This window comes from Rugosimonospora acidiphila, assembly GCF_039543385.1.
GTDB classification, from domain to species: Bacteria; Actinomycetota; Actinomycetes; order Mycobacteriales; family Micromonosporaceae; genus Rugosimonospora; species Rugosimonospora acidiphila.
On the sequence record NZ_BAABJQ010000012.1, the window covers coordinates 15,924 to 37,285 of the forward strand.

The 21,362-nt window shown below is 71.2% G+C and carries 17 protein-coding genes and 2 tRNA genes; 5 read left to right on the top strand and 14 right to left on the bottom strand.

Annotated elements, in window-relative coordinates; translation table 11 throughout:
• Nucleotides 1-89: 89 nt before the first annotated feature.
• From ABEA87_RS20460 to ABEA87_RS20475, 4 genes are all read right to left on the bottom strand, one after another.
• Nucleotides 90-3,089, bottom strand: coding sequence for a tetratricopeptide repeat protein (locus tag ABEA87_RS20460; protein ID WP_345631769.1), 3,000 nt, complete (start codon nucleotides 3,087-3,089; stop codon nucleotides 90-92).
• Entirely contained in the window at nucleotides 3,086-4,861 is a 1,776-nt protein-coding gene (locus ABEA87_RS20465) for an HSP90 family protein (protein ID WP_345631771.1), read from the bottom strand. The genes ABEA87_RS20460 and ABEA87_RS20465 overlap by 4 nt, the downstream gene beginning before the upstream one ends.
• Before the next feature lie 67 nt (nucleotides 4,862-4,928).
• Nucleotides 4,929-5,837: a sulfurtransferase gene (locus ABEA87_RS20470; protein ID WP_345631773.1), complete on the bottom strand. Its 909-nt coding sequence runs from the start codon at nucleotides 5,835-5,837 to the stop codon at nucleotides 4,929-4,931.
• A gap of 282 nt (nucleotides 5,838-6,119) precedes the next feature.
• Nucleotides 6,120-6,884 (bottom strand): SGNH/GDSL hydrolase family protein, encoded by a 765-nt coding sequence (locus ABEA87_RS20475; RefSeq protein ID WP_345631775.1) that lies wholly within the window; start codon nucleotides 6,882-6,884, stop codon nucleotides 6,120-6,122.
• Nucleotides 6,885-7,070: 186 nt separating this feature from the next.
• Here ABEA87_RS20475 and ABEA87_RS20480 point away from each other — a divergent pair, with 186 nt between their 5' ends.
• A complete protein-coding gene (locus tag ABEA87_RS20480; RefSeq protein ID WP_345631777.1) occupies nucleotides 7,071-7,499 on the top strand; it encodes a SufE family protein in 429 nt (142 codons plus the stop codon).
• Nucleotides 7,496-8,326, top strand: a complete 831-nt coding sequence (locus ABEA87_RS20485) for an aldo/keto reductase (protein WP_345631778.1) — start codon at nucleotides 7,496-7,498, stop codon at nucleotides 8,324-8,326. The genes ABEA87_RS20480 and ABEA87_RS20485 overlap by 4 nt, the downstream gene beginning before the upstream one ends.
• Nucleotides 8,327-8,354: 28 nt before the next feature.
• Here ABEA87_RS20485 and ABEA87_RS20490 read toward each other — a convergent pair whose 3' ends face one another.
• Both ABEA87_RS20490 and ABEA87_RS20495 read right to left on the bottom strand, forming a co-directional pair.
• Complete coding sequence (locus tag ABEA87_RS20490) at nucleotides 8,355-8,888, bottom strand: YbaK/EbsC family protein (protein WP_345632127.1); 534 nt, start codon at nucleotides 8,886-8,888, stop codon at nucleotides 8,355-8,357.
• Between the two features lie 580 nt (nucleotides 8,889-9,468).
• The gene (locus ABEA87_RS20495; protein WP_345631779.1) at nucleotides 9,469-9,669 is read right to left on the bottom strand and encodes a hypothetical protein; all 201 of its coding nucleotides are present in this window, start codon (nucleotides 9,667-9,669) and stop codon (nucleotides 9,469-9,471) included.
• Nucleotides 9,670-10,305: 636 nt separating this feature from the next.
• On the opposite strand from ABEA87_RS20495, the gene ABEA87_RS20500 reads away from it, so the two are divergent.
• Nucleotides 10,306-10,731, top strand: coding sequence for an NUDIX hydrolase (locus ABEA87_RS20500; RefSeq protein ID WP_345631780.1), 426 nt, complete (start codon nucleotides 10,306-10,308; stop codon nucleotides 10,729-10,731).
• Between the two features lie 196 nt (nucleotides 10,732-10,927).
• Here the strand turns inward: ABEA87_RS20500 and ABEA87_RS20505 are convergent.
• From ABEA87_RS20505 to gyrB, 6 genes are all read right to left on the bottom strand, one after another.
• Nucleotides 10,928-11,000, bottom strand: a tRNA-Ala gene (locus ABEA87_RS20505).
• A 19-nt stretch (nucleotides 11,001-11,019) separates the two neighbouring features.
• Nucleotides 11,020-11,148, bottom strand: coding sequence for a DLW-39 family protein (locus ABEA87_RS20510; protein ID WP_345631781.1), 129 nt, complete (start codon nucleotides 11,146-11,148; stop codon nucleotides 11,020-11,022).
• 63 nt (nucleotides 11,149-11,211) lie between these two features.
• A tRNA-Ile gene (locus ABEA87_RS20515) sits at nucleotides 11,212-11,285 on the bottom strand.
• A gap of 107 nt (nucleotides 11,286-11,392) precedes the next feature.
• Nucleotides 11,393-12,310 (bottom strand): DUF3566 domain-containing protein, encoded by a 918-nt coding sequence (locus ABEA87_RS20520; protein ID WP_345631782.1) that lies wholly within the window; start codon nucleotides 12,308-12,310, stop codon nucleotides 11,393-11,395.
• A 3-nt stretch (nucleotides 12,311-12,313) separates the two neighbouring features.
• Nucleotides 12,314-14,839 (bottom strand): DNA gyrase subunit A, encoded by a 2,526-nt coding sequence (gene gyrA, locus ABEA87_RS20525; protein WP_425570921.1) that lies wholly within the window; start codon nucleotides 14,837-14,839, stop codon nucleotides 12,314-12,316.
• Between the two features lie 111 nt (nucleotides 14,840-14,950).
• Complete coding sequence (gene gyrB / locus ABEA87_RS20530) at nucleotides 14,951-16,897, bottom strand: DNA topoisomerase (ATP-hydrolyzing) subunit B (protein WP_345631783.1); 1,947 nt, start codon at nucleotides 16,895-16,897, stop codon at nucleotides 14,951-14,953.
• A gap of 416 nt (nucleotides 16,898-17,313) precedes the next feature.
• On the opposite strand from gyrB, the gene ABEA87_RS20535 reads away from it, so the two are divergent.
• Together ABEA87_RS20535 and ABEA87_RS20540 are read left to right on the top strand one after the other, a co-directional pair.
• Entirely contained in the window at nucleotides 17,314-17,871 is a 558-nt protein-coding gene (locus ABEA87_RS20535) for a hypothetical protein (protein WP_345631784.1), read from the top strand.
• 235 nt (nucleotides 17,872-18,106) lie between these two features.
• Complete coding sequence (locus tag ABEA87_RS20540; RefSeq protein ID WP_345631786.1) at nucleotides 18,107-19,591, top strand: MFS transporter; 1,485 nt, start codon at nucleotides 18,107-18,109, stop codon at nucleotides 19,589-19,591.
• Here ABEA87_RS20540 and ABEA87_RS20545 read toward each other — a convergent pair.
• Nucleotides 19,588-20,217, bottom strand: coding sequence for a DciA family protein (locus ABEA87_RS20545; protein WP_425570922.1), 630 nt, complete (start codon nucleotides 20,215-20,217; stop codon nucleotides 19,588-19,590). The two genes, ABEA87_RS20540 and ABEA87_RS20545, sit on opposite strands and share 4 nt — an antisense overlap.
• Nucleotides 20,210-21,331, bottom strand: coding sequence for a DNA replication/repair protein RecF (recF, locus tag ABEA87_RS20550; protein WP_345632133.1), 1,122 nt, complete (start codon nucleotides 21,329-21,331; stop codon nucleotides 20,210-20,212). Before recF ends, ABEA87_RS20545 begins: the two co-directional genes overlap by 8 nt.
• Nucleotides 21,332-21,362: the final 31 nt, after the last annotated feature.

The following is a 21,362-nucleotide window of genomic DNA, read 5'->3' on the forward strand; positions in this document are numbered from 1 at the left end:
CTACTCAGCGGTTATCCCGCCGCTCACCATCGGTTCACCTAGCGAGATCGACTTCTACCGCTCCGGGCCGCCCGCCGAGCCCGGCCGCCTCACTGACCTGGCCCGCCTTCCCGGACCGCCCTCGCCTCGTCCGTCCGGCCCTGCGCGTCGAGCGCGGCGGCGAGCAGCCCGCTCATCCACTGGCGGTGGTCGGCGTCGCCCGATGACATGATCGCCTCGCGCGCGGCCCGCTCCGCCTCCGGCGGCCGGCCGGCGTCCAGCAGTATCTGTCCCCGCAGCCGCTCCACCTGCTCCCGCGGGAGCACGGCACCCAGCCGCCCGAACGCGGCGATCGCCCGCGCGGCGCGGTCGAGAGCGTCGTCGATCCGGCCGGCACCGTTGCACACCCGCGCCGCGTCGTAGTCCAGCGTCGCCCGCTCCCAGGCGACCGGGTCGCCCTGCCCCTCGGCCCCACTGGAGCCCTCGGCCTCACTGGAGCCCTCGGCCCCACTGCGACCCTGCGCGCCGCCGTCCGGGAGCTCGGCCGCCAGCCGGTCGACCTCGGCCAGCCGGTCGACCGCCGTGCCCGCGTCGCCGGCCCACATCAGCGACATGCACTGCCGCCGCCGCGCCCGTACCTCGTCCAACCGCAGCCCGGCGGCGCGGTACGCGTCGGCCGCGGCACCGAACCGGCGGGCCGCCGCGGCGTCATGGTCCCGCTGGTCGAGCACGACCGCGATCTCCTCCGCGAAGCGCCCGGCGGCCGCCTGGTCACCCCGCTCGACGCAGTCCGCCTCGATCGCCTCCAGGCAGGCGATCACCTCACCCGGCTGGTCGAGCCGGCGGTACGCCTCGGCCAGCGCGTGGCGCACCTGCATGGCGGGCGGCCCGGTGAGCACGGCGAGGGCGTCCTCACCGGCCTCGGCCGCGTCGACCGGGCGGCCGGCGTTCAGGTAGGCGACCATGAGGTGGTACCTGGCCTCGGCCGCGTCCTCGTCGCGCCCGGACGCGGTGAACCGGGCCACCCACTCCACCAACTCGTCGATGGCCTCGGTGGCCCGGCTCGAGGCGGCGAGCAGGTTGGCCCGCATCCGCCGGGCATCGTCCCGTAGCTGGTCGATCGGGGCGTGCGCGATCACTTCGTCGTACGCCGCCAACGCAGCCTCGTCGTCGCCGAGCATCAAGGCCGCGCTGGCGGTCATCCAGGCGGCGGTCGACAGGGTCAGATGATCGTCGTCGGCACACAGCCGCCGGGCCTCCCGCGCGGCGGCCAGGGACTGCTCCAGCGCGCCGGCCTCACCGAGCATCCGAGCCCGGGTCAGCGCCAGCTTCACCGGGCGCGCGCCCCGCGGTTCGCCGGCCTCCGCCGAATACAGGGCGCCGATCTGGTCGAGCGCGCCGAGCGCGTCGGGGAACCTGCGCAGCGTGCGGTAGGTGAAAGCCAGCCGGAGCAGGGCGCTCTCCTGGTCGTCGCGCTCGTCGTTGGCCAGCGCGTACTCGGTCGAGGAGCGGACCAGCGGCAGCCCCACCTCGGCCTCGCCGAGTTGGCAGTGCGCCTGACCGAGCCGACCGAGTGCACGCTGGCGGCGCCGCTCGTCTCCGGCCTGCGCGTACCCCTCGATCGCCTGGCGCCACAAGTCCACGGCGGCCCGCGGATCGTTGTTGTTGGCCCTCTCCACACCGCTGCCGTCCGCCCGGCGCGCACGCTGGAGCACCGTCAGGTCGGCCGGGCCGTACCGCTCGTCGAACGCCTGCCACGCGGCGAACGCGCCGGTCACGTCCTCGGCCCGGTACCGGGTCGAGGCCAGGTCGAGCAGTTCGTCGGGGCCGGCCGTCTCCGGCACCTCAGCGGGTCGCTGGGTCGGGGGCACCGGGCCACCGGCCGACGGGGTCGCGGCCTCCGCCGGCTCGACGGGTTCGACCGGCTCTACCCGATCGGCCCCCGGTGCCGGCGTGGTCGGAGGGGTCCGTGGGGTCGGCACCGCGCGCCGGCTCGGCGTCGCCGTCAACGGCAGGTAGTCGACCAGCGGCTCCGCGGCGATGATCTCCTCGATCAGCTGGCCCTGCCGCTGCGTGCCGTTGCGCGCGTCGAAGCGCGCCGCGATCGACCGGGCCTGGGCGGCCAGCTCGGCGGCGAGCGCGTCGACGCGGGGCGCGGCGGCCGGCCGATCCTGGTGGGCCGGGCGCCGGATGGTCGCGTCGGCGTACCCCGCGCCGGCCGCCCGGTCGAGCGCGAGCGCCGCGCCGGCCGCGAACATCATGCCGGCGTACGGCGACGGGGCGCGGTCCAGCCAGGACAGATGCCGCTCGATGATCTCGAGGGCGCGGGCGTGGTTGCCGGTACGCGCGCAGAACCGGATGTGCTCGCCGATGCTCGACAGGTCCGCCAGGTTGGGCCGGTGGCGCAGGTACGCCTGCCGGTGCGCGTCGCGCGCCTGCTCGAGCCGGCCGGTGCGCAGGTACGGGACGAGCAGGGTGGTGAGCATTTCCTGCGGCTGCTCGCTGCAGGTCAGCCGGCCCGCGAGCACCGGTTCGGCCAGCGCCACGGCCTCCTCGTCACGGCCGACCGTGGACAGCCACGACGCCTGCGAGCTCGGGTCGCAGCCCACGCAGTCGGACAGGTCGTCGCGGGGCGTGGCGCGCCACTTGTCGAACCATTCCTGGGCCGCACCCAGGTCGCCCAGGTGCTCGGCCAGGTGGTGCCGGTACGCGTAGATGGCGTGCGGCCCGTACCCGGCGTCGCTCCACCGGCGCGCCATGTCGTCCAGGATCGGCCGCACCCGCTCCAGCGGTACCTCGGGGAACTGCTGCACGTTGCTGACCATGTACTTGAAGTGCCACAGCAGGTCGGGGTAGGCGCTCTGGTACCGGCTGGGGTCCCGGTCGAACTCGGCCAGGCACCAGGAGAAGGTCACGAACGACCTGACCGGCTCGCCGCCGTACTGGTACGCCGTGGTGGCGATCATTCGGGCGTGGAACGGCAGGTCCCCGGCCCGCTTCGCGTCGGCCTCCGACATGATCGTCTCCGCCAGCGCGATCTGGGCCGTCCCGAAGGGCATGTTCGATGCCTCGCGCAGCAGGTCCCACAGCTCGTCCGCGGTGTGACTCACGACGTCTCCTCCCCTGGTACGGCGTGGTTGAGCAGGCCAAGGAACGACCTGTTGAGCAGGGCCGCGTCCGCCGGGCGGATCGGGTGGTACCCGAGCAGCAGCGCCTGCCCGTAGAGCGCCTCGACGGCGGTGCCGACCAGCGCCGCGCTGCCCAGCGCGGTGATCCGCCGCACCAGCGGGTTGCGGTGGTTGAGCACGAGCTGCGGGCGCACGTCCCCGCCGCCCTCGTCCAGCGCGGACAGCACCCCGGCCCACACCGGGTCGGCCCGCTCCTTGGTCGCGCGCAGCTCGCCCCGGAACGCCGTGGCGCGGTCGACCAGGTACAGCGCGGGGAGCCCGGACGGTTCGAACCCGCGCAGCACCACCTCGCAGCCGAGCGGGTCCAGGGCGCGCTGCGCGGTGGCCACGAACGACCGCAGGCTCAGCTCGATGCCGGGGTCGAGCCCCTCGAACCGGGCCGCGAGGTCGGTCGGCTCCAGCCGCTCCACCCGGATCTCGGGGTCCAGCACCGGCAGCCGCTCGATGATCTCGCTGTCGTACGTGTACCCGCCGTTGACCAGCGCCACGTTCTGCGCCGCCGCCACCGCGGCGAGCTGGCGGAACTCGTCCACCTTCGCGGTGTAGCGCACCACGCCGTGGCGCTGCCGGAACTCGGCCAGCGTCATCCGGCCGACGTTCGTCTCCATCTGCCACCAGCGCTCGACCAGCCGCAGCATCTCGTCGTCGTGCAGGGCCAGCGCCTTGACGCCGAGGTGGTGCACGTCGAGGAACTCGGCCAGCCGCCGCGGCTGCTGGGTGGCCAGCCGCACCAGCCAGCCGCGCAACTGGTCGCCGAGCGCCTCCCGCACCTCGTCGAGCAGGCCGTCCTGGTACAGGGCCTCCCGGCTGGCGGTCGGGCGCAGTTCGGTGGCGTCGACCACGCACCGGGCGAAGAACGCCCAGTCCGGCAGCAGCCCCTCGGCGTTCTCGGCCAGCAGCATGCGCTTGAGGTAGACCCGGTGGCCGGCGTGCGCGACCGGGTTCGCCGGCACGGGAAGCACCATCGCGACGCCGGTCAGCCCGGCCGCCGGCACCCGCAGGTCGACGACCGCGAACGGCTCGAAGCCCAGAATCTCTCGGGCGTAGCGCCGCACGCTGCCCTCCGGGTCGGAGCTGTGCCACGGCGGCGGACCGGAGGTGACCGTGACCTCGCCGACCCGCACCTCCACGGGCAGCAGGGAGCCGTACAGCCGGGCGAGTTCGGTCAGGGTCGGGCCGGCCAGCCAGTGCTCAGTGCCGCGACGCGGCACCAGCGTGACGGTGGTACCGATACCCGGGCGCTGCTCGGCCGGCAGCGTCACCGCGTACCGGCCGTCGGCGTACCCGGTCCACGCCACGGTCGGCGAGTCCTCGGCCCTGGTGAGCACCCGGATCTCGTCCGCGACCATGAAGCACGACAGCAGCCCGATGCCGAACTGGCCGAGGAACTCGTGCCGGGCGAACCCCAGCTCGTCCCGCTTGGAGCTGCGCCCGATGGTGGCCAGCAACTCGTGCACCTGGGCTTCGGTCAGCCCGATGCCGCTGTCGTGTACCCGCAGCGTGCCGTCGCCGGTCTGCTCCGCCGGCTCGAACCGGACCTCGCCCGGTGCCAGCGGATCGTCGACCCGCCGAGCGGTGATCGCGTCGACCGCGTTCTGGAGCAGCTCCCGCACGTAGACCCGAGGGCTGCCGTACAAGTGGTGACTGAGCAGGTCGACGACGCCGCGCAGGTCAACCTGAAAGGTGTTGTCCATCGCCGGAGAACGCTACCGGCGAGGCCGGACTCGCGTCGCCCCCGTTATGGCCGGCGTCCGGCGTCGGTCAGCTCGCCGGGGTGATGCCGCCGGGCTCCGGACCCCGGGCGACCGGCGCGCGCACCAGGTTGCCCCACTCGGTCCACGAACCGTCGTAGTTGCGCACCTGGCCGAAGCCGAGCAGGTGGGTCAGCACGAACCAGGTGTGCGACGAGCGCTCGCCGATGCGGCAGTACGCGATCACGTCGTCGCCCGTCGAGAGGCCCAGCTCGTCCTGGTAGATCACGCGCAGGTCGCCGGCCGGCTTGAACGAGCCGTCATCCTGGGCGGCCTGCTTCCACGGCTTGCTGACCGCGCCCGGGATGTGCCCGCCGCGCAGCGCGCCCTCCTGCGGATAGTCCGGCATGGACAGCATCTCGCCGGTGTACTCGCCGGGCGAGCGCACGTCGACCAGCGGCCGGCCCGCCGCGATGTGCGCCATGACCTGGTCGCGGTACGCCCGGATCGGGGTGTCATTGCGCTCGACGAGCGGATAGCGGGTGGCCGCGCGGGACGGGCGGTCCCGGGTCAGCTCACGCCCCTCGGCCGCCCACTTCTGCCGGCCGCCGTCGAGCAGCCGGACGTCGCCGTGCCCGAACAGGGAGAAGACCCAGAGGGCGTACGCGGCCCACCAGTTGAAGTTGTCGCCGTAGAACACGATCGTGTCGTCGCGCGCGATGCCCTTGGCCGAGCACAGCTCGGCGAAGCCGGCGCCGGTGAGGTAGTCCCGGGTCACCTGGTCGTTGAGCTCGGTGTGCCAGTCGACCTTGACCGCGCCGGGGATGTGGCCGGTGTCGTAGAGGAGCACGTCCTCGTCGGACTCCACCACGACCAGCCCGGGCTCGCCCAGGTGCTCCACGAGCCAGCCGGCGGTGACCAGGCGCTCGGGGTGGGCGTACTGCTGGAGGGCTGGCGCTGGGTCGGGACCTACCGGCATGCCATCACGCTAGTGCACGCCACCCGACACGCGGGTTGACTGGGCAGGTGATCACTGTCGCCAGTCCGACTTCCCGGCCGCGTTTCGACCATCACGCGACGGGCCGTGTGCCCGATCGTCCCTCCAACGCCGATCGTCCCCTCGGCCGCGCTTCGGCCACGCCGGGTCGGGACGGCACCGGATGGCTGGGACGGGGCGGCCCGAGGGGAGTCGGCCGGCCGGGGCGGACGGGTTGAGGCAGGGGCGGTCGGGGCGGCTGCGCCGGTCCCGACGGGTGCGGGGTCAGTCGAGTGGGGTGAGCGTGGGCCGCTTGGCGACGACATGGTCGCCGGACGACCGTCCGGTGAGCCGCCGCCTGACCCACGGCGCGAAATGCTGGCGCGCCCAGCGGGCGTCGGCCGCGCGCCGCGCCGCCCAGGACTGCACGGGACCGGCCAGGGGCTCGACCCACCAGTCCGGGTCCGGCTTCACGTCCAGCGCGGTGAGCACGTGCGCGGCCACCCGCCGATGGCCCAATTCGTTGAGATGCAAGCGATCCACGCTCCACAGCAGCGGGCTGTAGAACTCCTCGTCGGCCCACAGGTCGACCAGCTTGGCGCCGTGCCGCCGCGCGCTGACACCGATGGCGTCGTTGAGCGCCTGGGCCCTGGGCAGGACGAGGCGCCGGCCCGGCAGCCGGCGCGTCACGTCCGCGAACCGGAACACGATCACGTCCGCGCCGGTGGCGCGCAGGGTGCGCACGACGTCATCGAGGCGCTTGGTCAGCGCCGGCCCGTCGAAGCCGCGCCGCAGCGCGTCGTTGCCGCCGGCCGCGAAGCTGACCAGATCCGGCCCCACCCGCAGGGCCATCGGTACCTGCTCGTCCACGATCCGGTCGAACAGCCGCCCGCGCACGGCCAGGTTGGCGTACGTGAACCCCGGCTCGTCCTCGGCCAGCCGCTGGGCCACCAGATCGGCCCAGCCCCGGTACACGGTGCCGTCCGGATACAGATCGTCCATTCCCTCGGTGAAGCTGTCCCCGATAGCGACGAAACTGCGCCAGCCCATGCGTTCTCCCGTGCCGTTGTCCAGCTAACGGAAAACTACTCATCAAGGTCGGACAACGAAAGTCGCGCACGGCAAAAGGTGGCGCAGGCAACGGCGGAGGCACCCGCCCGAGCGGGCAAGATTTCGGTACCCGCCGCCGTCGCGGTCGGCCGCGGAGCCGCCGGGCGGCCGGATAGTGTCGAACCGATGGATATGCCACCGAGGCTCGCGGAGATCGTCGAGGAGTTCGCGTCGGCGCCGCGCGAGGTAGTTCTGGAAATGCTGCTGGAGTACTCCGACGCGGTGCCACCGCTGCCGGAGGAGTTGGCCGGGCACACCGGGATGGAACAGGTACCCGAGTGCCAAACACCGTTCTTCCTGCGCGCCACCGTCGCCGCGGACGGGACCGTCGCTACCTGGTTCGACTGCCCGCCCGAGTCGCCGACGACCCGGGCGTTCGCGGGGATCCTCGCCGAGGGACTGGCCGGCGCGACCGCCGACGAGATCCTCGCGGTGCCGGACGACCTCTACCAGAGGATGGGGCTGGCCGGCGCGATCAGTCCATTGCGGGTTCGCGGGGGCAACGCCATCCTGGCCCGCCTCAAGCGCCAGATCAGAGAGGCGACACGAGAATGACAGCCCCGCTATTCGCCCTGGGCGGCGACCTGAACGTCAACCGGTTGGGCTTCGGCGCGATGCAGCTGACCGGCCCGGGCATCTGGGGTGAGCCGCGCGACCGCGACGAGGCGCTCCGGGTGCTGCGCCGGGCGGTCGAGCTTGGCGTGAACCTCATCGACACCGCCGACTCGTACGGCCCGGTGGTGAGCGAACAGCTCATCCACGAAGCCCTGCACCCGTACCCCGAGGGCCTGGTCATCGCCACCAAGGCCGGCCTGGTCCGCACCGGACCCGGCGAATGGCACCCGGTCGGCCGCCCGGAGTACCTGCGCCAGCAGGCCGAGCTGAGCCTGCGCCGGCTCGGCGTGGAGCGCATCGACCTGTTCCAGCTGCACCGGCCCGACCCGCAGGTGCCGCTCGCCGACTCGGTCGGCGCGCTGGTCGAACTTCAGCGCGAGGGCAAGGTCCGACACCTCGGCCTGTCCAACGTGACGGTCGAACAGATCAGGCAGGCCCGCGAGCACGCCACGATCGTGAGCGTGCAAAACCTGTACAACCTGGCCAACCGGGAGCACGAGGAGGTCCTCGACTACTGCGCGGCGGAGGGCATCGCCTTCATCCCGTGGTTCCCGATCGCCACCGGTGAGCTGGCCCGGCCGGGCGGCCCGCTGGACGTGCTCGCCCGGGAGACCAACGCCACTCCGGCTCAGCTCGCCATCGCCTGGCTGCTGCACCGGTCGCCGGTGACGCTGCCGATTCCGGGTACCTCGTCGGTGGCGCACCTAGAGGAGAACCTGGCCGCCGCGTCGGTGCGGCTGACGGAGGAGCAGTTCAGCCGGCTGTGACGGTTGGTTGCACGTGAAACAACATCGATCAGCTTGGTATCCCCAGGCCCTCGATCACCAGCGCGCCCGGCAGGTCCGCCAGGGACTTTCCGGGCAGCGCGATCTTGCTGCCCCGGATCCCCGACCCGATGATCACGTTCGGCGTGGCTGCCACGGCGGCGTCGACCAGGATGGGCCAGGCCCCGGGTAGCCCGATCGGCGTGATGCCGCCGTACTCCATGCCGGTCTCGCTGGTCGCCGCGTCCATCGGCGCGAAGCTGGCCTTGCGCACGTCAAGCTGCCGGCGCGCCACACCGTTGACGTCGGCCCGGGTGGTGGCCAGGACCAGGCACGCCGCGTACCGGACGACACCCTCCCGCTTACCGGCGATCACCACGCAGTTCGCGCTGACGTCCAGCCCCACCTGGTACGCCTCGCAGAACGCGGCGGTGTCGGCCAGCCCCGCGTCGATCGGCGCCACATATACCTCGCCAGCCCGGTCCCAGCCGCGCAGCGCCTCCAGCACGGGTGCGGCGAGCAACTCCGGGTGATCGAGGGCCGGCGCGGTCTGCAGAGTACCCATCATGGAAGCCATCCTGCCCCATCCGCCCGCACCCCCGGCCGCCCGCACCCCGGACCCCACAGGGGCTCAGCGATACCCGCCGCACCCCCGCCCGAGGGCCCGCGGCGTGCGGCCTGAACACCGAGCCCGGGAGGCAGGCGCGGCCCGGCACGGGGCCGCCGGCTCCGGGGCGATCCGGCAGCTCAGCCGGCCCCTGGGCATCGCCCCGGCCGGCACGTGGGGCCATCACCCGCCAGGGGGATCCCGGGACTCCACGCACCCCTATACCCCTATGTCCGGGGCTGCCCCCGCGAATTCCGTTGCCGCCACCGTGATCGCGTGGTTAGTGTGGTGGTACACGGGAAGGGAGGTGGTCCGAAGTTGTATAAGCGTTGGACTCGTGAGGTGACTGTCCGCTAGCCGTTGTCCGCCTGGACTCGCATCGCCGAGACCGCACAGCGGCCCAGCGAATACGAGGCAGTTACCCGACCCTCGGGGTGCCGGCTTAGTCCAGCCGGTTCGCGCTCACCGCGCGAAAACCCCGGGGGTCGTTCCTATTCCGGGGCCTTCTCCCCGACCGGGCCGGCCACCACCGGAATTGTCAGGCGAGTACCTGATCGAGCAGCGCGGCGACCGCCACCGCGGCCGTGATGGCCGGTACCAGGCCGGCGACGCTGTTCACAGAGAATCCGACCAGCCCGACGGCGATCATGATCACCGCCCAGCGCAGCGGCAGGGGCGATCGGCCGTCCTCCCGCCGCTCGGGGACCAGGCTGCGGGGGCGGCGTCTTACGCTGTGCATGGTTCCGGCTGCCTTTCGTGCGCATCGTCCCGGTCGGGGGCCGACCGGCGGATCGAGCCGGACGCCCTCGGGTGGCGCCAAAGCGGACACGCCGACAAGTTCCGGCATCTCCGACTCCCTCCGCTCTGTAATCCTCCGAGGCTTGTGGCCCGATTAGACCTCCGGCCGGGGGCCCATACAATCCCCGATCCGAGCGACACGAGACCCCTCGGACCTGTGGATTCTCGCGCTCCCGGGGACAAAACGGCGCACGCATCCGATGCGGAGGGCGCCGTCACCCGGCCTGGCCCGGCCGCGCCCGGCGCCGACGCGAGTACCACCGCCAGGCCCACCTCAGCAGCGCCAGGCCCGCCGTGAAGGCGACCCGTCTCAACAGCCACAACACGGACCACAGGTACCCAGCGGCCCGCCGACGATGCCGTCGCCCGACTCCGGAGGTGCACGGCGGTAGGTTCCGCGGCGGTGTGCGGTGTGTGAGGTCGGCCGGTGTGTGAGGTTGGCCGGTCGCGGTTGCGGGCGGTGGGCGGTTCCGCGGCGGTCGGCGGTTGGCGGTTGGCGGGGTCGGGAGGCGACCGGGTCCGGCGCGGGCCGGAATCTGGGATTCCGGTCTCACCGGCACTCGGTTAACGTCGATGCGTGCCCTCGATCCGCCCCCTTGCCCTGGCGGTGCCGCGCCGCGGCGAGGATCTGCTCGTCTTCGAGGGCCACGACCCGACGAAGGGCAGCACCTTCTACCGCCCGCTGGGCGGCGGTATCGAGTTCGGTGAGACCGCCGAGGAGGCCCTGCACCGCGAGCTGTGGGAAGAACTCGCCGCCGAACTTCTCGACGTACGGCGGCTGGGCGTGCTGGAGAATATCTTTCACGCCTTCGGCGGGCCGGGGCACGAACTCGTGTTCGTCTTCGGCTGCCGGCTGGCCGACGAGACTCTTTACCAGCGGGATCTCGTGGGCGAGGTTCTCGACGACCCCGGTACGAAGGTGATGTGGCGACCGCTGAGCGGCTTCAGCGCCGATCGCCCGCTGTACCCGGCCGGCCTCGGCGACCTGCTCCGCAGCGGCTGAGGCCGCGCGATCGGCCCGATCGCGCCACTCGGCCCGGCGAGAGCGTCATTTCCATCGGGTGGAGCCGCGGGAACTCGTGGAGTCGGCTCTCACCGCAGCGTTCCGGTCATTCAGCACGGGACCGAAGCAGAGTCACGCCCGATCCGTCCCCCGATGGTCTTGCCCGGACGGACCTATCAATCAGACGCCCAAAAAGTGGAGACGAGGGGACTTGAACCCCTAACCCCTGCCTTGCAAAGGCAGTGCTCTGCCAGTTGAGCTACGCCCCCCGGCCGGGAAGGCCAGGAACTAACGGAGGTCCTGCGAGGTGGTTGCCTCGTGCCACAGCGACCGCTCGTCGTTGGCGTCCTTGACCTTCTTCGCAACGTATACAGCGGCGCCGAGCACACCGGCGAGGATCAGCAGCTTCTTCACCATCGGACAGGCCCCTTCGTGATCGGGCTTGGTGGCCGCCAGCCTGGCGGCCCAGGTTTTGTTAAGTGGGGCTAGATGGAATCGAACCATCGACCTCAGAGTTATCAGCTCTGCGCTCTAACCGACTGAGCTATAGCCCCGTAACGCGACGAGCAAGGTTATCGCACCGGGTCCGCTTCGCTCAAACCGGTACCCCCGGACATGAGGTTGGCCCGCGAGATCGCGGGCCAACCAGGCGATTCGACCGTCAGTCCTTCTCCGACAGGGTGACCTCGATGCCACCCACCAGGTCGGCGCAGACGTTGTAAATGAACGCGGACAGGGTGGCGAGGGCCGTGAACAGCACCACGTTGACCAGGCCCAACACGCCCGCCGCACCGATCACAGCGCCAGCGGTGATCTTGAAGCCGGACTTGCCGCCGTTGCCGATCATGTCCGCCAGCGCCTTGTTCACGCTGTCCCACACGCCCATGGCGTCCAGCGCCAGGTAGAGCACCGCAGTCGCCACGATCGCGACGAAGAAGAGCACGAAGGCGACCGCGAACGAGAACTTCATCACGGACCACGGGTCGATCCGCTTGACGAACAGCCGGGCCCGGCGCGGACCGCGGGCCGCCGCGGAGGACACGGTCGCCCGGGCCGCACGAACCGCCTCGGCGACCCGGCCGCCGGCGATACCCGCGCCACGTGCCGCGGCCGCCCCTGTGCCGGCCGCGGCAGCCGAGCCGCCCGTCCTGCCCGCCGCCGCGTCGTTCGGCGCCGCGCGACCGTTGGGGACGGTCGGCGCAGCCGGCTTGGCCGAGCCGCGGATGCTGGACGGCACCGATGCACGGCCGGTGCTCACCTGCGGGGAGCCGATGCCGCCGGGCGCCGTGCCGATCGTCGCCGTCGCGCCGCCGAAATCGGGCATCGCGGCCGTCTTGTTCGACTCCGCGCCGGCGTCGCCGTCCTGCTTCTGCTCGGTCGGCGCCTCGGGCGGCGGTGGCATGCCGGGCGCCCTGGTGTACTTGGGAGCCGGCGTCTCGCCGGGGACGCTCGCGCGGCCGACGACCGCCCGACCCGCTGCGGAGCCGTTGCCTGCGCCCTCGGCGCCCTCGGCGGCCTCGCCATCGGTCGGGGAGGTCGAGGTCGCGGCGGACCCCGACGTCGCCTGTGTCTCCGTCATCAACTAGTCCTGTTCGTCAGGCTCGTCGGCGTTGCGAGCAATGGCCACGAGGGTCACGCCCTCCGGAAGGTCCATGAGCTTGACACCCATTGTGTTCCGATCTCGCGTTCGGCGTACAGGCTTCACCGGAGTCCGGATAACGCCTCCGTTAGACGTGATCGCGAATAGTTCATCGTCGGGACTGATCACGACCGCACCTACCAGTCCACCACGTCGTTCCGTGATTTTCGCGGTGAGTACGCCCTTGCCGCCCCGGCCCTGAACAGGGTACTCGTCGATGGGCGTGCGCTTGGCATAGCCACCGTTGGTAGCTACCAGTACGTCCATTTCCTCGCGCACAACCTCCATGGCCAGCAGCTCATCGCCCTCCGTGAAACGCATCCCGATCACGCCGGACGTGGCCCGGCCCATCGGCCGCAGTGCGTCATCCGTGGCATTGAACCGGATGGCCTGGGCGCTCTTGGACACCAGAAGAAGGTCATCCTCCGGCCCGATCAGGGACGCACCGACGAGTTCGTCGTCCTCTCGCAGGTTAATGGCAATGATTCCCCCGGCCCGGTTCGAGTCAAACTCCTCCAACCTGGTCTTTTTCACCAGGCCGTTCTTCGTCGCCAGGACGAGGTACGGGCTCACCTGGTAGTCGGCGATCTGGATCACCTGGGCGATGTGCTCGTCCGGCTGGAAGGCGAGCAGGTTGGCCACGTGCTGTCCCTTGGCCGCGCGACTGGCCTCAGGCAGCTCGTAGGCCTTGGCGCGGTATACCCGCCCCTTGTTGGTGAAAAACAGGATCCAGTCGTGGGTGGAACTCACGAAGAAGTGGCTGACGATGTCGTCCTGGCGCAAAGTGGCACCGGAGATCCCCTTACCGCCACGCTTCTGGGACCGGTACAGGTCGGTCCGGGTGCGCTTGGCGTAGCCGGTACGGGTGATGGTGACCACAACGTCTTCCCGGGCGATGAGGTCCTCCATCGAGACCTCGCCGTCGAACGGGACGATCTTCGTGCGCCGCTCGTCGCCCCACTTCTCGACGATCGCGGCCAGCTCCTCGGAGATGATCCTCCGCTGCCGCTCCGGCTTGGCCAGGATGTCCCGCAGATCGGCGATGTCGACCTCGATCTTGGCCAGTTCGTCGATGATCTTCTGGCGCTCCAGTGCGGCGAGCCGGCGCAGCTGCATGTCCAGGATCGCGGTCGCCTGGATCTCGTCGATCTGCAGCAGCTCGATCAGGCCGGTACGGGCCTCCTCGACCGTGGGTGAGCGCCGGATCAGGGCGATCACCTCGTCCAGGGCGTCCAGCGCCTTGACCAGACCGCGCAGGATGTGCGCGCGCTCCTCGGCCTTGCGCAGGCGGTACGCGGTGCGCCGGACGATGACCTCGATCTGGTGCGCCACGTAGTAACGCAGGAACTGGGCCAGGTTCAGGGTGCGGGGCACCCCGTCGACCAGGGCCAGCATGTTGGCGCCGAAGGTCTCCTGGAGCTGGGTGTGCTTGTACAGGTTGTTCAGTACGACCTTGGCCACCGCGTCGCGCTTGAGCACCAGCATCAGCCGCATGCCGGTCCGGCCGGAGGACTCGTCGCGGATGTCCGCGATACCGGTGAGCTTGCCCTCCTTGACCAGCTCGGCGATGCGCTCGGCCAGATTGTCGGGGTTGACCTGGTACGGCAGCTCGCTGACCACCAGGCTGGTGCGGCCGCGGTTGTCCTCCTCGGCCTCGACCACCGCCCGCATCCGGATCGAGCCGCGCCCGGTCCGGTACGCGTCCTGGATCCCCGCCATCCCCACGATCAGGCCGGCGGTCGGGAAGTCCGGGCCCTTGACGATCTTGATGAGCTCGTCCAGCGTGGTCGCCTCGTCGAGCTCCGGGTTGGCCAGGCACCACTGGACGGCTTCGGCGATCTCGCGCAGGTTGTGCGGCGGGATCTTGGTGGCCATGCCGACCGCGATGCCGTCCGAGCCGTTGATCAGCAGGTTGGGAATGCGCGCCGGCAGGATGTTGGGCTCCTGCGCCCGGCCGTCGTAGTTGGGCACGAAGTCGACGGTGTCCTCGTCGATGTCGCGCAGCATCTCCATGGCCAGCGGATCGAGCTTGGACTCCGTGTACCGCATAGCGGCGGCCGGGTCGTTGCCGGGCGAGCCGAAGTTGCCGTTGCCGTCGATGAGCGGGTACCGCAGCGACCAGTTCTGGGCCATCCGGACCAGGCTGTCGTAGATGGCCGCGTCGCCGTGCGGGTGGAACTGACCCATGACGTCGCCGACGACCCGGGAGCACTTGACGTACCCGCGGTCGGGCCGGTACCCGGAGTCGTACATCGCGTACAGGATCTTGCGGTGCACCGGCTTGAGCCCGTCCCGCACGTCGGGAAGCGCCCGCCCGACGATCACGCTCATCGCGTAGTCGAGGTACGAGCGCTGCATCTCGACCTCAAGGCCGACGGGTTCTACCCGACCGCCCACGTGCAGTTCTATCGGTTCGTCCTGCCCGGCGCCCGAGTCGCCACCCGGGTTGACCTCCGGATTGTCAGTCACAGTGAGCCCTCATGAGTTGTGGAAAAACCTGTGGATGCTGGGGATAACCTGCGAACCTCCGGCCGGCGCTGGTCAGCGCCTGCCGGGGCCCGACCGGCGGGGGTGGCGCTGTCAGATGTCCAGGAATCGCACGTCCTTCGCGTTTCGCTGGATGAACGAGCGCCGGGCTTCCACGTCCTCACCCATAAGGACGCTGAACAACTCGTCCGCGGTTGCCGCGTCGTCCAGACTGACCTGACGCAGGGTCCGGGTCCCCGGGTTCATCGTGGTCTCCCACAGCTCCGGGTAGTTCATCTCGCCGAGACCCTTGAACCGCTGGATGTCGTCGGGCTTGGCGTTGGGCTTGGACTCCTGGCGCAGCCGGATCAGCCCGTCGCGCTCCCGGTCGGAGTACGCGTACTGCGCGTCGTCGCCCTTCTTGTTCCACTTGATCTTGTACAGCGGCGGTGCGGCCAGGTACACGTGGCCCAGCTCGACCAGCGGCCGCATGAACCGGAACAGCAGAGTGAGCAGCAGCGTCTGGATGTGCTGGCCGTCCACGTCCGCGTCGGCCATCAGGACGATCTTGTGGTACCGCAGCTTCTCGATGTCGAAGTCGTCGTGGATGCCGGTACCCAGGGCGGTGATCAGCGCCTGGACCTCGTTGTTCTTCAGCACCCGGTCGATGCGGGCCTTCTCGACGTTGAGGATCTTGCCGCGGATCGGCAGGATTGCCTGCACCCGCGGGTCGCGACCCTGCTTGGCCGAGCCGCCGGCCGAGTCACCCTCGACGATGAAGACCTCGGACTCGCGAGGGTCGGTGGACTGGCAGTCGGCCAGCTTGCCCGGCATCGAGCCGGACTCCAGCAGCGACTTGCGGCGGGCGAGCTTGCGTGCCTGGGCCGCGGCGATACGGGCCCGGGCCGCCTGGGACGCCTTGGTGATGATCACCTTGGCCTCGCTCGGGTTGCGCTCCAGCCAGTCGGCCAGCCACTCGTTGCAGACCCGCTGCACGAAGCTCTTCATGTCGGTGTTGCCGAGCTTGGTCTTGGTCTGGCCCTCGAACTGCGGGTTGGCCAGCTTGACCGAGATGATCGCGGCCAGGCCCTCCCGGATGTCCTCGCCGGAGAGCCGCTCGTCGCCCTTGAGGACCTTCTTGTCGGCGCCGTACTTGTTGATCACGCTGGTCAGCGCGGCGCGGAAGCCCTCCTCGTGGGTGCCGCCCTCGTGCGTGTTGATCAAGTTGGCGAAGGTGTAGACCGACTCGCCGTAGGACTCGTTCCACTGCATGGCGATCTCCACCGCCATGCCCTCGCCCTCGGCGTCAAAGTCGATGACCGACTTGTGGATCGGGGTCTTGGTCTGGTTCAGGTGCCGAACGAAGTCGGAGATGCCGGCCTTGTAGAGGAAGGTCACCTCGCGCTTCTCGGCGGTCGCCTCGGCGCGCTCGTCACGCAGCACGATGGTCAGGCCCCGGCTGAGGAACGCGTGCTCCTGCAGCCGCCGGTACACCGTCTCGTAGGAGAACTCGACGGTCTCGAAGATCGAGGCGTCCGGCCAGAAGGTGACGGTGGTACCGGTCTCCTGGGTGGACTCGCCCTTCTCCAGCGGGGTGGGGTTGGAGTTGTGGTACGACTGCCGCCAGACGTACCCGTCCTTCTTGATCTCAAGGTCGACCCGGGTGGAGAGCGCGTTGACCACCGAGATGCCGACGCCGTGCAGGCCGCCGGAGACCGCGTACGCCCCGCCGCCGAACTTGCCGCCGGCGTGCAGCATGGTCATGACCACCTCGACGGTCGGCCGCTTCTCCACCGGGTGCATGTCGACCGGGATGCCCCGGCCGTTGTCCACGACCCGCACCGCGCCGTCGGCCCTGAGGATGACCTCGATCGCGTCGCAGAAGCCGGCCAGCGCCTCATCGACCGCGTTGTCCACGACCTCCCAGATCAGATGGTGCAGACCCCGCTCGCCGGTCGTACCGATGTACATACCGGGACGCTTGCGGACGGCCTCCAGGCCCTCAAGGACGGTGATGGACGACGCGTTGTAGTCGCCCGGCTGCTGCTTCGGCGCTGCCACTTCCCTCGATCGCTTTCTCGTCCGGCGCGCGAGCCCTGGACGGGGTCAGGCGGTGTCACCCAGGCACGGGGCACGCCACGGCCCGCACGCCTGGCGGGGCGAGGAATGGCGCGCCGGTCTCCTTGGGGGCCCGCTGGTCGTGATCGGCTGATCTGTTCCGTCGTCAATCCTACTGCGCCGGAGCCATAGAAGCCGCCCGCGGCACCCCCTCAAATCGCCGTAGCCAGGAGAATCGGACCGGGCGCAACCTCCCCCACACGCCCAGCGCGGCTGGCGCTGCCTTCACGCCGAGGGGGGCTTTAGATCTTGCTGGGCCGGGATCGACCGGCTTCGCCGGCCCAGGGGTCGCGCCGGCACCCCTTCGTGCCGTACCCTCTCCGCCGCATTCGCTTATCCATACCAGGAATGGGGCAAAGATGGGCCTGGACAACGTCGCCGTACAGTGGCCGCGTACGGGCCGCTTCTACGAGCCGGTCGCGCCCGCCGAGTTCGTCGACTTCGCCGAGGTAGGGCGGCAGGTGCCCAGGATCGCCGGACCGGCCGCGGCGCTCGCCGAGCACATCGCCCAGACCGGCACGGTCCGCGCCACCGGCTACACCGCACTCGTCGATCTACTGCTCGGGCTCGATGGTGTGCTGTACGCCACTGACGCCAATGCCGAGGACGAGGACCCGGTGATCGACCCGGACGGCTGCGCGTGGGTCGCGGGTGGGCTGGAGCGGTTCGTCGTCGGGCACCGGGAGTACGGCGAGGAGGTCACCTTCGACTCGGTCACCGACGTCCTGCGCAAGGCGATCTCCGCGGGCCGCCTCGCCGACCAGCAGCTGCGCTGGCTGGACGGCCGCCTCGCGGCGCTGCGCGACGAGGACGGCTTGGCGCCGCAGTGGAGCTTCACCCTCACCGAACTGGCGGTGCTGGCGAGCTTCTACCGGCGGTGCGCGGAGCGCGGCTTCGCCGTCTACGCCGACTTCTAAGGCCGGCGGCGGCGCTCACGGTGACGTCTTGCGGCCCGGCCGGTACCGGGCGACCGGGACCGCGGGCATCACTATCGGTGATCAGATCTAGCCGTTGCGTGAATCACCTCACGATCCGTGACGATCGCCTTGAGCAGAAGCGACACTTGGCGAGGTCAGCTGACAGTCGCTGACCTCGGGCAAGGCGGTGTCCACCCCCATCGGGCTGCCGTCAGCGATCGAGGAGACGGTAACCGTGCGCAGCACTTTCGCTGCCCTACGGCAACGCAATTTCCGCATCTGGATCTGTGCGGACCTGGTGTCGGTCACCGGCAGGTGGATGCAGACCCTCGCCATCAGCTGGTTCGTACTCCAGCTGACTGGCTCGACCACCCAGCTGGGCTTCAACCTACTGCTGCAGGCGCTGCCGGTACTGCTGCTCAGCTCCTGGGCGGGCGCGCTGGCCGACCGGTTCCCCGGTCGTCGGCTCCTGGTCTGGACCCAGTCGGCCCACGCCCTGTTGTCCGTCTGCCTGGCCATGTGCGCCTGGCACCACGTCGGCGGCATGTCGATGATCTACGTGGTCTCGGTACTCGCCGGGGTGGTCAGCGCCATCGAGGGACCGGCCCTGGGCAGGTTCACCTCCTCGACCGTGGACGCGAAGACCCTGGGCAACGCCCTGTCGTTGGGCTCGCTGTCCAACTCGGCCGGCCGGATCATCGGGACGAGCCTCGGCGGCGTGGCCGTCGCGATACTCGGCCCGGCGCCCCTGTTCGCCGGCAACGCGGCGGGCTTCGTAGCGGTGATCATCGCGCTGTTCCTCATCCGTACCCACGAGCCCGTCGACGTCGACCCGGCCGTGCCGGAGAAGCGGGGGGTACGCGAGGGCTTCAGCTACCTGTTCCGGCAGCCGATAGTCTTGATCACCCTCGCGCTGGCCACCGTGCTGGGCAGCATCGGCCGCAACTATCAGGTGACCATGGCAGCCATGGCCGACGGGCCGCTGCACTCCGGGGCCGCCGGGTACGGCATGCTCTCCACGGTCTTCGCCGTCGGTACCGTCTTCGGCGGATTCATGGCCGCCCGGCAGCGCCGGCTCGGGTACCCGACCCTGATCGTCGCCGGTGTCGTGGGCAGCGGCCTTCAACTGTTCGCCGGCCTCTCCGGCGGCCTGTGGACCTTCGCCGCCGCGATCCTGCCGATCGCGGCCGCCGCCGTGCTGATCGACACCACCGTGTCCACCCGGGTGCAGCTGGACACCCGCGCCGACATGCGCGGCCGGGTGCTGGCCGCGCTCGCCATGACCAGTTCACTGTCCAGCGCCCTGGGCGCCCAGCTGCTCGGCTGGATGTCGGAGGCCGTGGGTCCGCGCACCACGCTGGTGATGGCCGGCACCGTGACCACGGCCGCCTGCGCTGTCGCCGCCATTGTGCTGTCCCGCCGCGCGGAGAAGCCGCTGTCCTCGGCCGGCACGGCGCGCGGCCTGCTCACCGGGGTACGCGGGTCGGCGGCGCGCGGCGTGGCGGTACCGCGCCGGCTGGCCGTGTCCGGGCGCCTGGCGATGTCCCGCGCGCTGGTCTCCCGGGAGCACCCGGCCACGGCTCGGCCGGGCCCCACGCCCGCACACCCGGCGGTACCGGGCCAGCGGGCCAACCGGCCGGTCGGCCACCCGACGGCGGGCCGCTCCGTGCCACACCCGGCGACCCGGCAGCCCGAGGACGCCGGGGCGCCGCTCAACTAGCCGTAGGTGTCGCGCGGCCCCCGGCCGCGTACCCGGCGGGTGCCGCGGGTCCACGACGGGGCCGCCGGGCCGTGGATGTGCAGCTTGGTCACCACGTTGTGGCCGACCTTGGCACCGATGCCCGCCAGCAGCCGACCGGAGAGCAGCCTCAGCTGCGTCGCCCACGCGGTGGACTCGGCCTCGATGGTCAGCTCGCCGTCCTCCAGCTTGGTCGGGCGGCAGTGTGCGGCGATGTCCTCGCCGACCACCTTGGGCCAGTCCCCGAACACCGTGGCCTCGGCCGCCGGCCGCTGCCAGCCGCGGCTGCGGACCAGCTTGGCCAGTACCGAGCCGAACGGCTGCGGGTCGCGCGGGTCCGGCCCCGGCCCCGAGTACCCGCGCAGCCGCCGGGTCACCGGCCGGCCCTGTTCGTCAACGGGGCGGGGCCGGCGCGCCGACCGGGCCGCCTCCCGGCGCACCTTGGCCGCGTCGAGCACCGCCCGCGCCAGCTCGGGTCCGTTCACCGCCTGGCCGTCCGGCTCGGCTCCCGCCGGTGCCCCGGCGTCCGGTCCGGTCGGGGCCGGCTTCCCGGCGCTCTGGTCGGGGGCCTGCTCGCCGCGTGGCCGCGGGGACCGCCTGTCAGGCACGGTGCACCTCACCCTCGCTGACCTCATACCGGGCGCCCCGCAGCGCCGCCGGCACATCCTCCGCCACCGCACAGGTGATCAGCAGCTGCCCGGCCGAGCCGACCAGCCCGGCGAGCCGCTCCCGGCGCCCGGCGTCCAGTTCGGCGAACACGTCGTCCAGTGCCAGGACCGGCTCGATGCCCTCGGTGCGCAGCAGCTCGTACGCCGCCAGCCGCAGCGCCAGCGCCATCGACCAGGACTCGCCATGGCTCGCGTACCCCTTGGCCGGCAGCTCGCCCAGGGTCAGCAGGACATCGTCGCGGTGCGGCCCGACCAGCGTCACGCCCCGCTCGATCTCGCTGGGCCGGGACTCGACCAGCGCGGCGGTCAGCCCCGCCGACAACGACTCGCGGTCGATCGCCCCGATCGGGATCCTCGACCGGTACGCGATGCCGGCACCGCCGCGCCCCGCGGCCACCGCGTCGTACGCCTTCGCGACGTGCGGCCCGAGCGCGGCGCACAGCTCCAGCCGCGCGGCCAGCAGCTCCGCCCCGTGCGAGGCGAGGTGCACGTCCCAGACGTCGAGAGTGGACAGGTCACGCGCCCCGGCACCGGTCTTGCGAGCCAGGTACGCGGTGCGCAGCAGGGCGTTGCGCTGCTTGAGTACCCGTTCGTAGTCGGCGCGGACTCCGGCGTACCGGGGCTGCCGGGCGACCAGAAGGTGGTCGAGGTAGTCGCGGCGCTCGGCCGGATCGCCGCGTACCAGCGCCAGGTCCTCGGGGGCGAACAGCACCATCCGCAGCGCACCCAGCACGTCACGGGCCCGCCGGACCGGCGAGCCGCCGAGCCGGGCCCGGTTGGCCTTGCCCGGCTCGATGGCCAGCTCGACCGACAGGGATCTGCCCTCGTGCACGATCTCGGACCTGATCACGGCCGAGGTGGCGCCGGCCCGCACCAGGGGCGCGTCGGTGGCCACCCGGTGGCTGTCCAGCGTGGACACGTAGCCGAGCGCCTCGACCAGGTTGGTCTTACCTACCCCGTTCGGGCCGACCAGCACGCTGCACCCGGGGTCGAACTCGACGACGCACCGCGAGTACGAGCGGAAGTCGACGAGTTCGAGCCGCCTGACGTACAAAATCACCCCCGAGCCGCAGCCGCCCGCCCGC

What these genes read in the sequence shown, in the direction of transcription:
- ABEA87_RS20465 (WP_345631771.1), bottom strand. Translation starts at nt 4,861, where the DNA reads ATGGACAACACCTTTCAGGTTGACCTGCGCGGCGTCGTCGACCTGCTC.
- ABEA87_RS20470 (WP_345631773.1), bottom strand. Translation starts at nt 5,837, where the DNA reads ATGCCGGTAGGTCCCGACCCAGCGCCAGCCCTCCAGCAGTACGCCCAC.
- ABEA87_RS20475 (WP_345631775.1), bottom strand. Translation starts at nt 6,884, where the DNA reads ATGGGCTGGCGCAGTTTCGTCGCTATCGGGGACAGCTTCACCGAGGGA.
- ABEA87_RS20480 (WP_345631777.1), top strand. Translation starts at nt 7,071, where the DNA reads ATGGATATGCCACCGAGGCTCGCGGAGATCGTCGAGGAGTTCGCGTCG.
- ABEA87_RS20485 (WP_345631778.1), top strand. Translation starts at nt 7,496, where the DNA reads ATGACAGCCCCGCTATTCGCCCTGGGCGGCGACCTGAACGTCAACCGG.
- ABEA87_RS20490 (WP_345632127.1), bottom strand. Translation starts at nt 8,888, where the DNA reads ATGGGTACTCTGCAGACCGCGCCGGCCCTCGATCACCCGGAGTTGCTC.
- ABEA87_RS20495 (WP_345631779.1), bottom strand. Translation starts at nt 9,669, where the DNA reads ATGCACAGCGTAAGACGCCGCCCCCGCAGCCTGGTCCCCGAGCGGCGG.
- ABEA87_RS20510 (WP_345631781.1), bottom strand. Translation starts at nt 11,148, where the DNA reads ATGGTGAAGAAGCTGCTGATCCTCGCCGGTGTGCTCGGCGCCGCTGTA.
- ABEA87_RS20520 (WP_345631782.1), bottom strand. Translation starts at nt 12,310, where the DNA reads ATGACGGAGACACAGGCGACGTCGGGGTCCGCCGCGACCTCGACCTCC.
- ABEA87_RS20535 (WP_345631784.1), top strand. Translation starts at nt 17,314, where the DNA reads ATGGGCCTGGACAACGTCGCCGTACAGTGGCCGCGTACGGGCCGCTTC.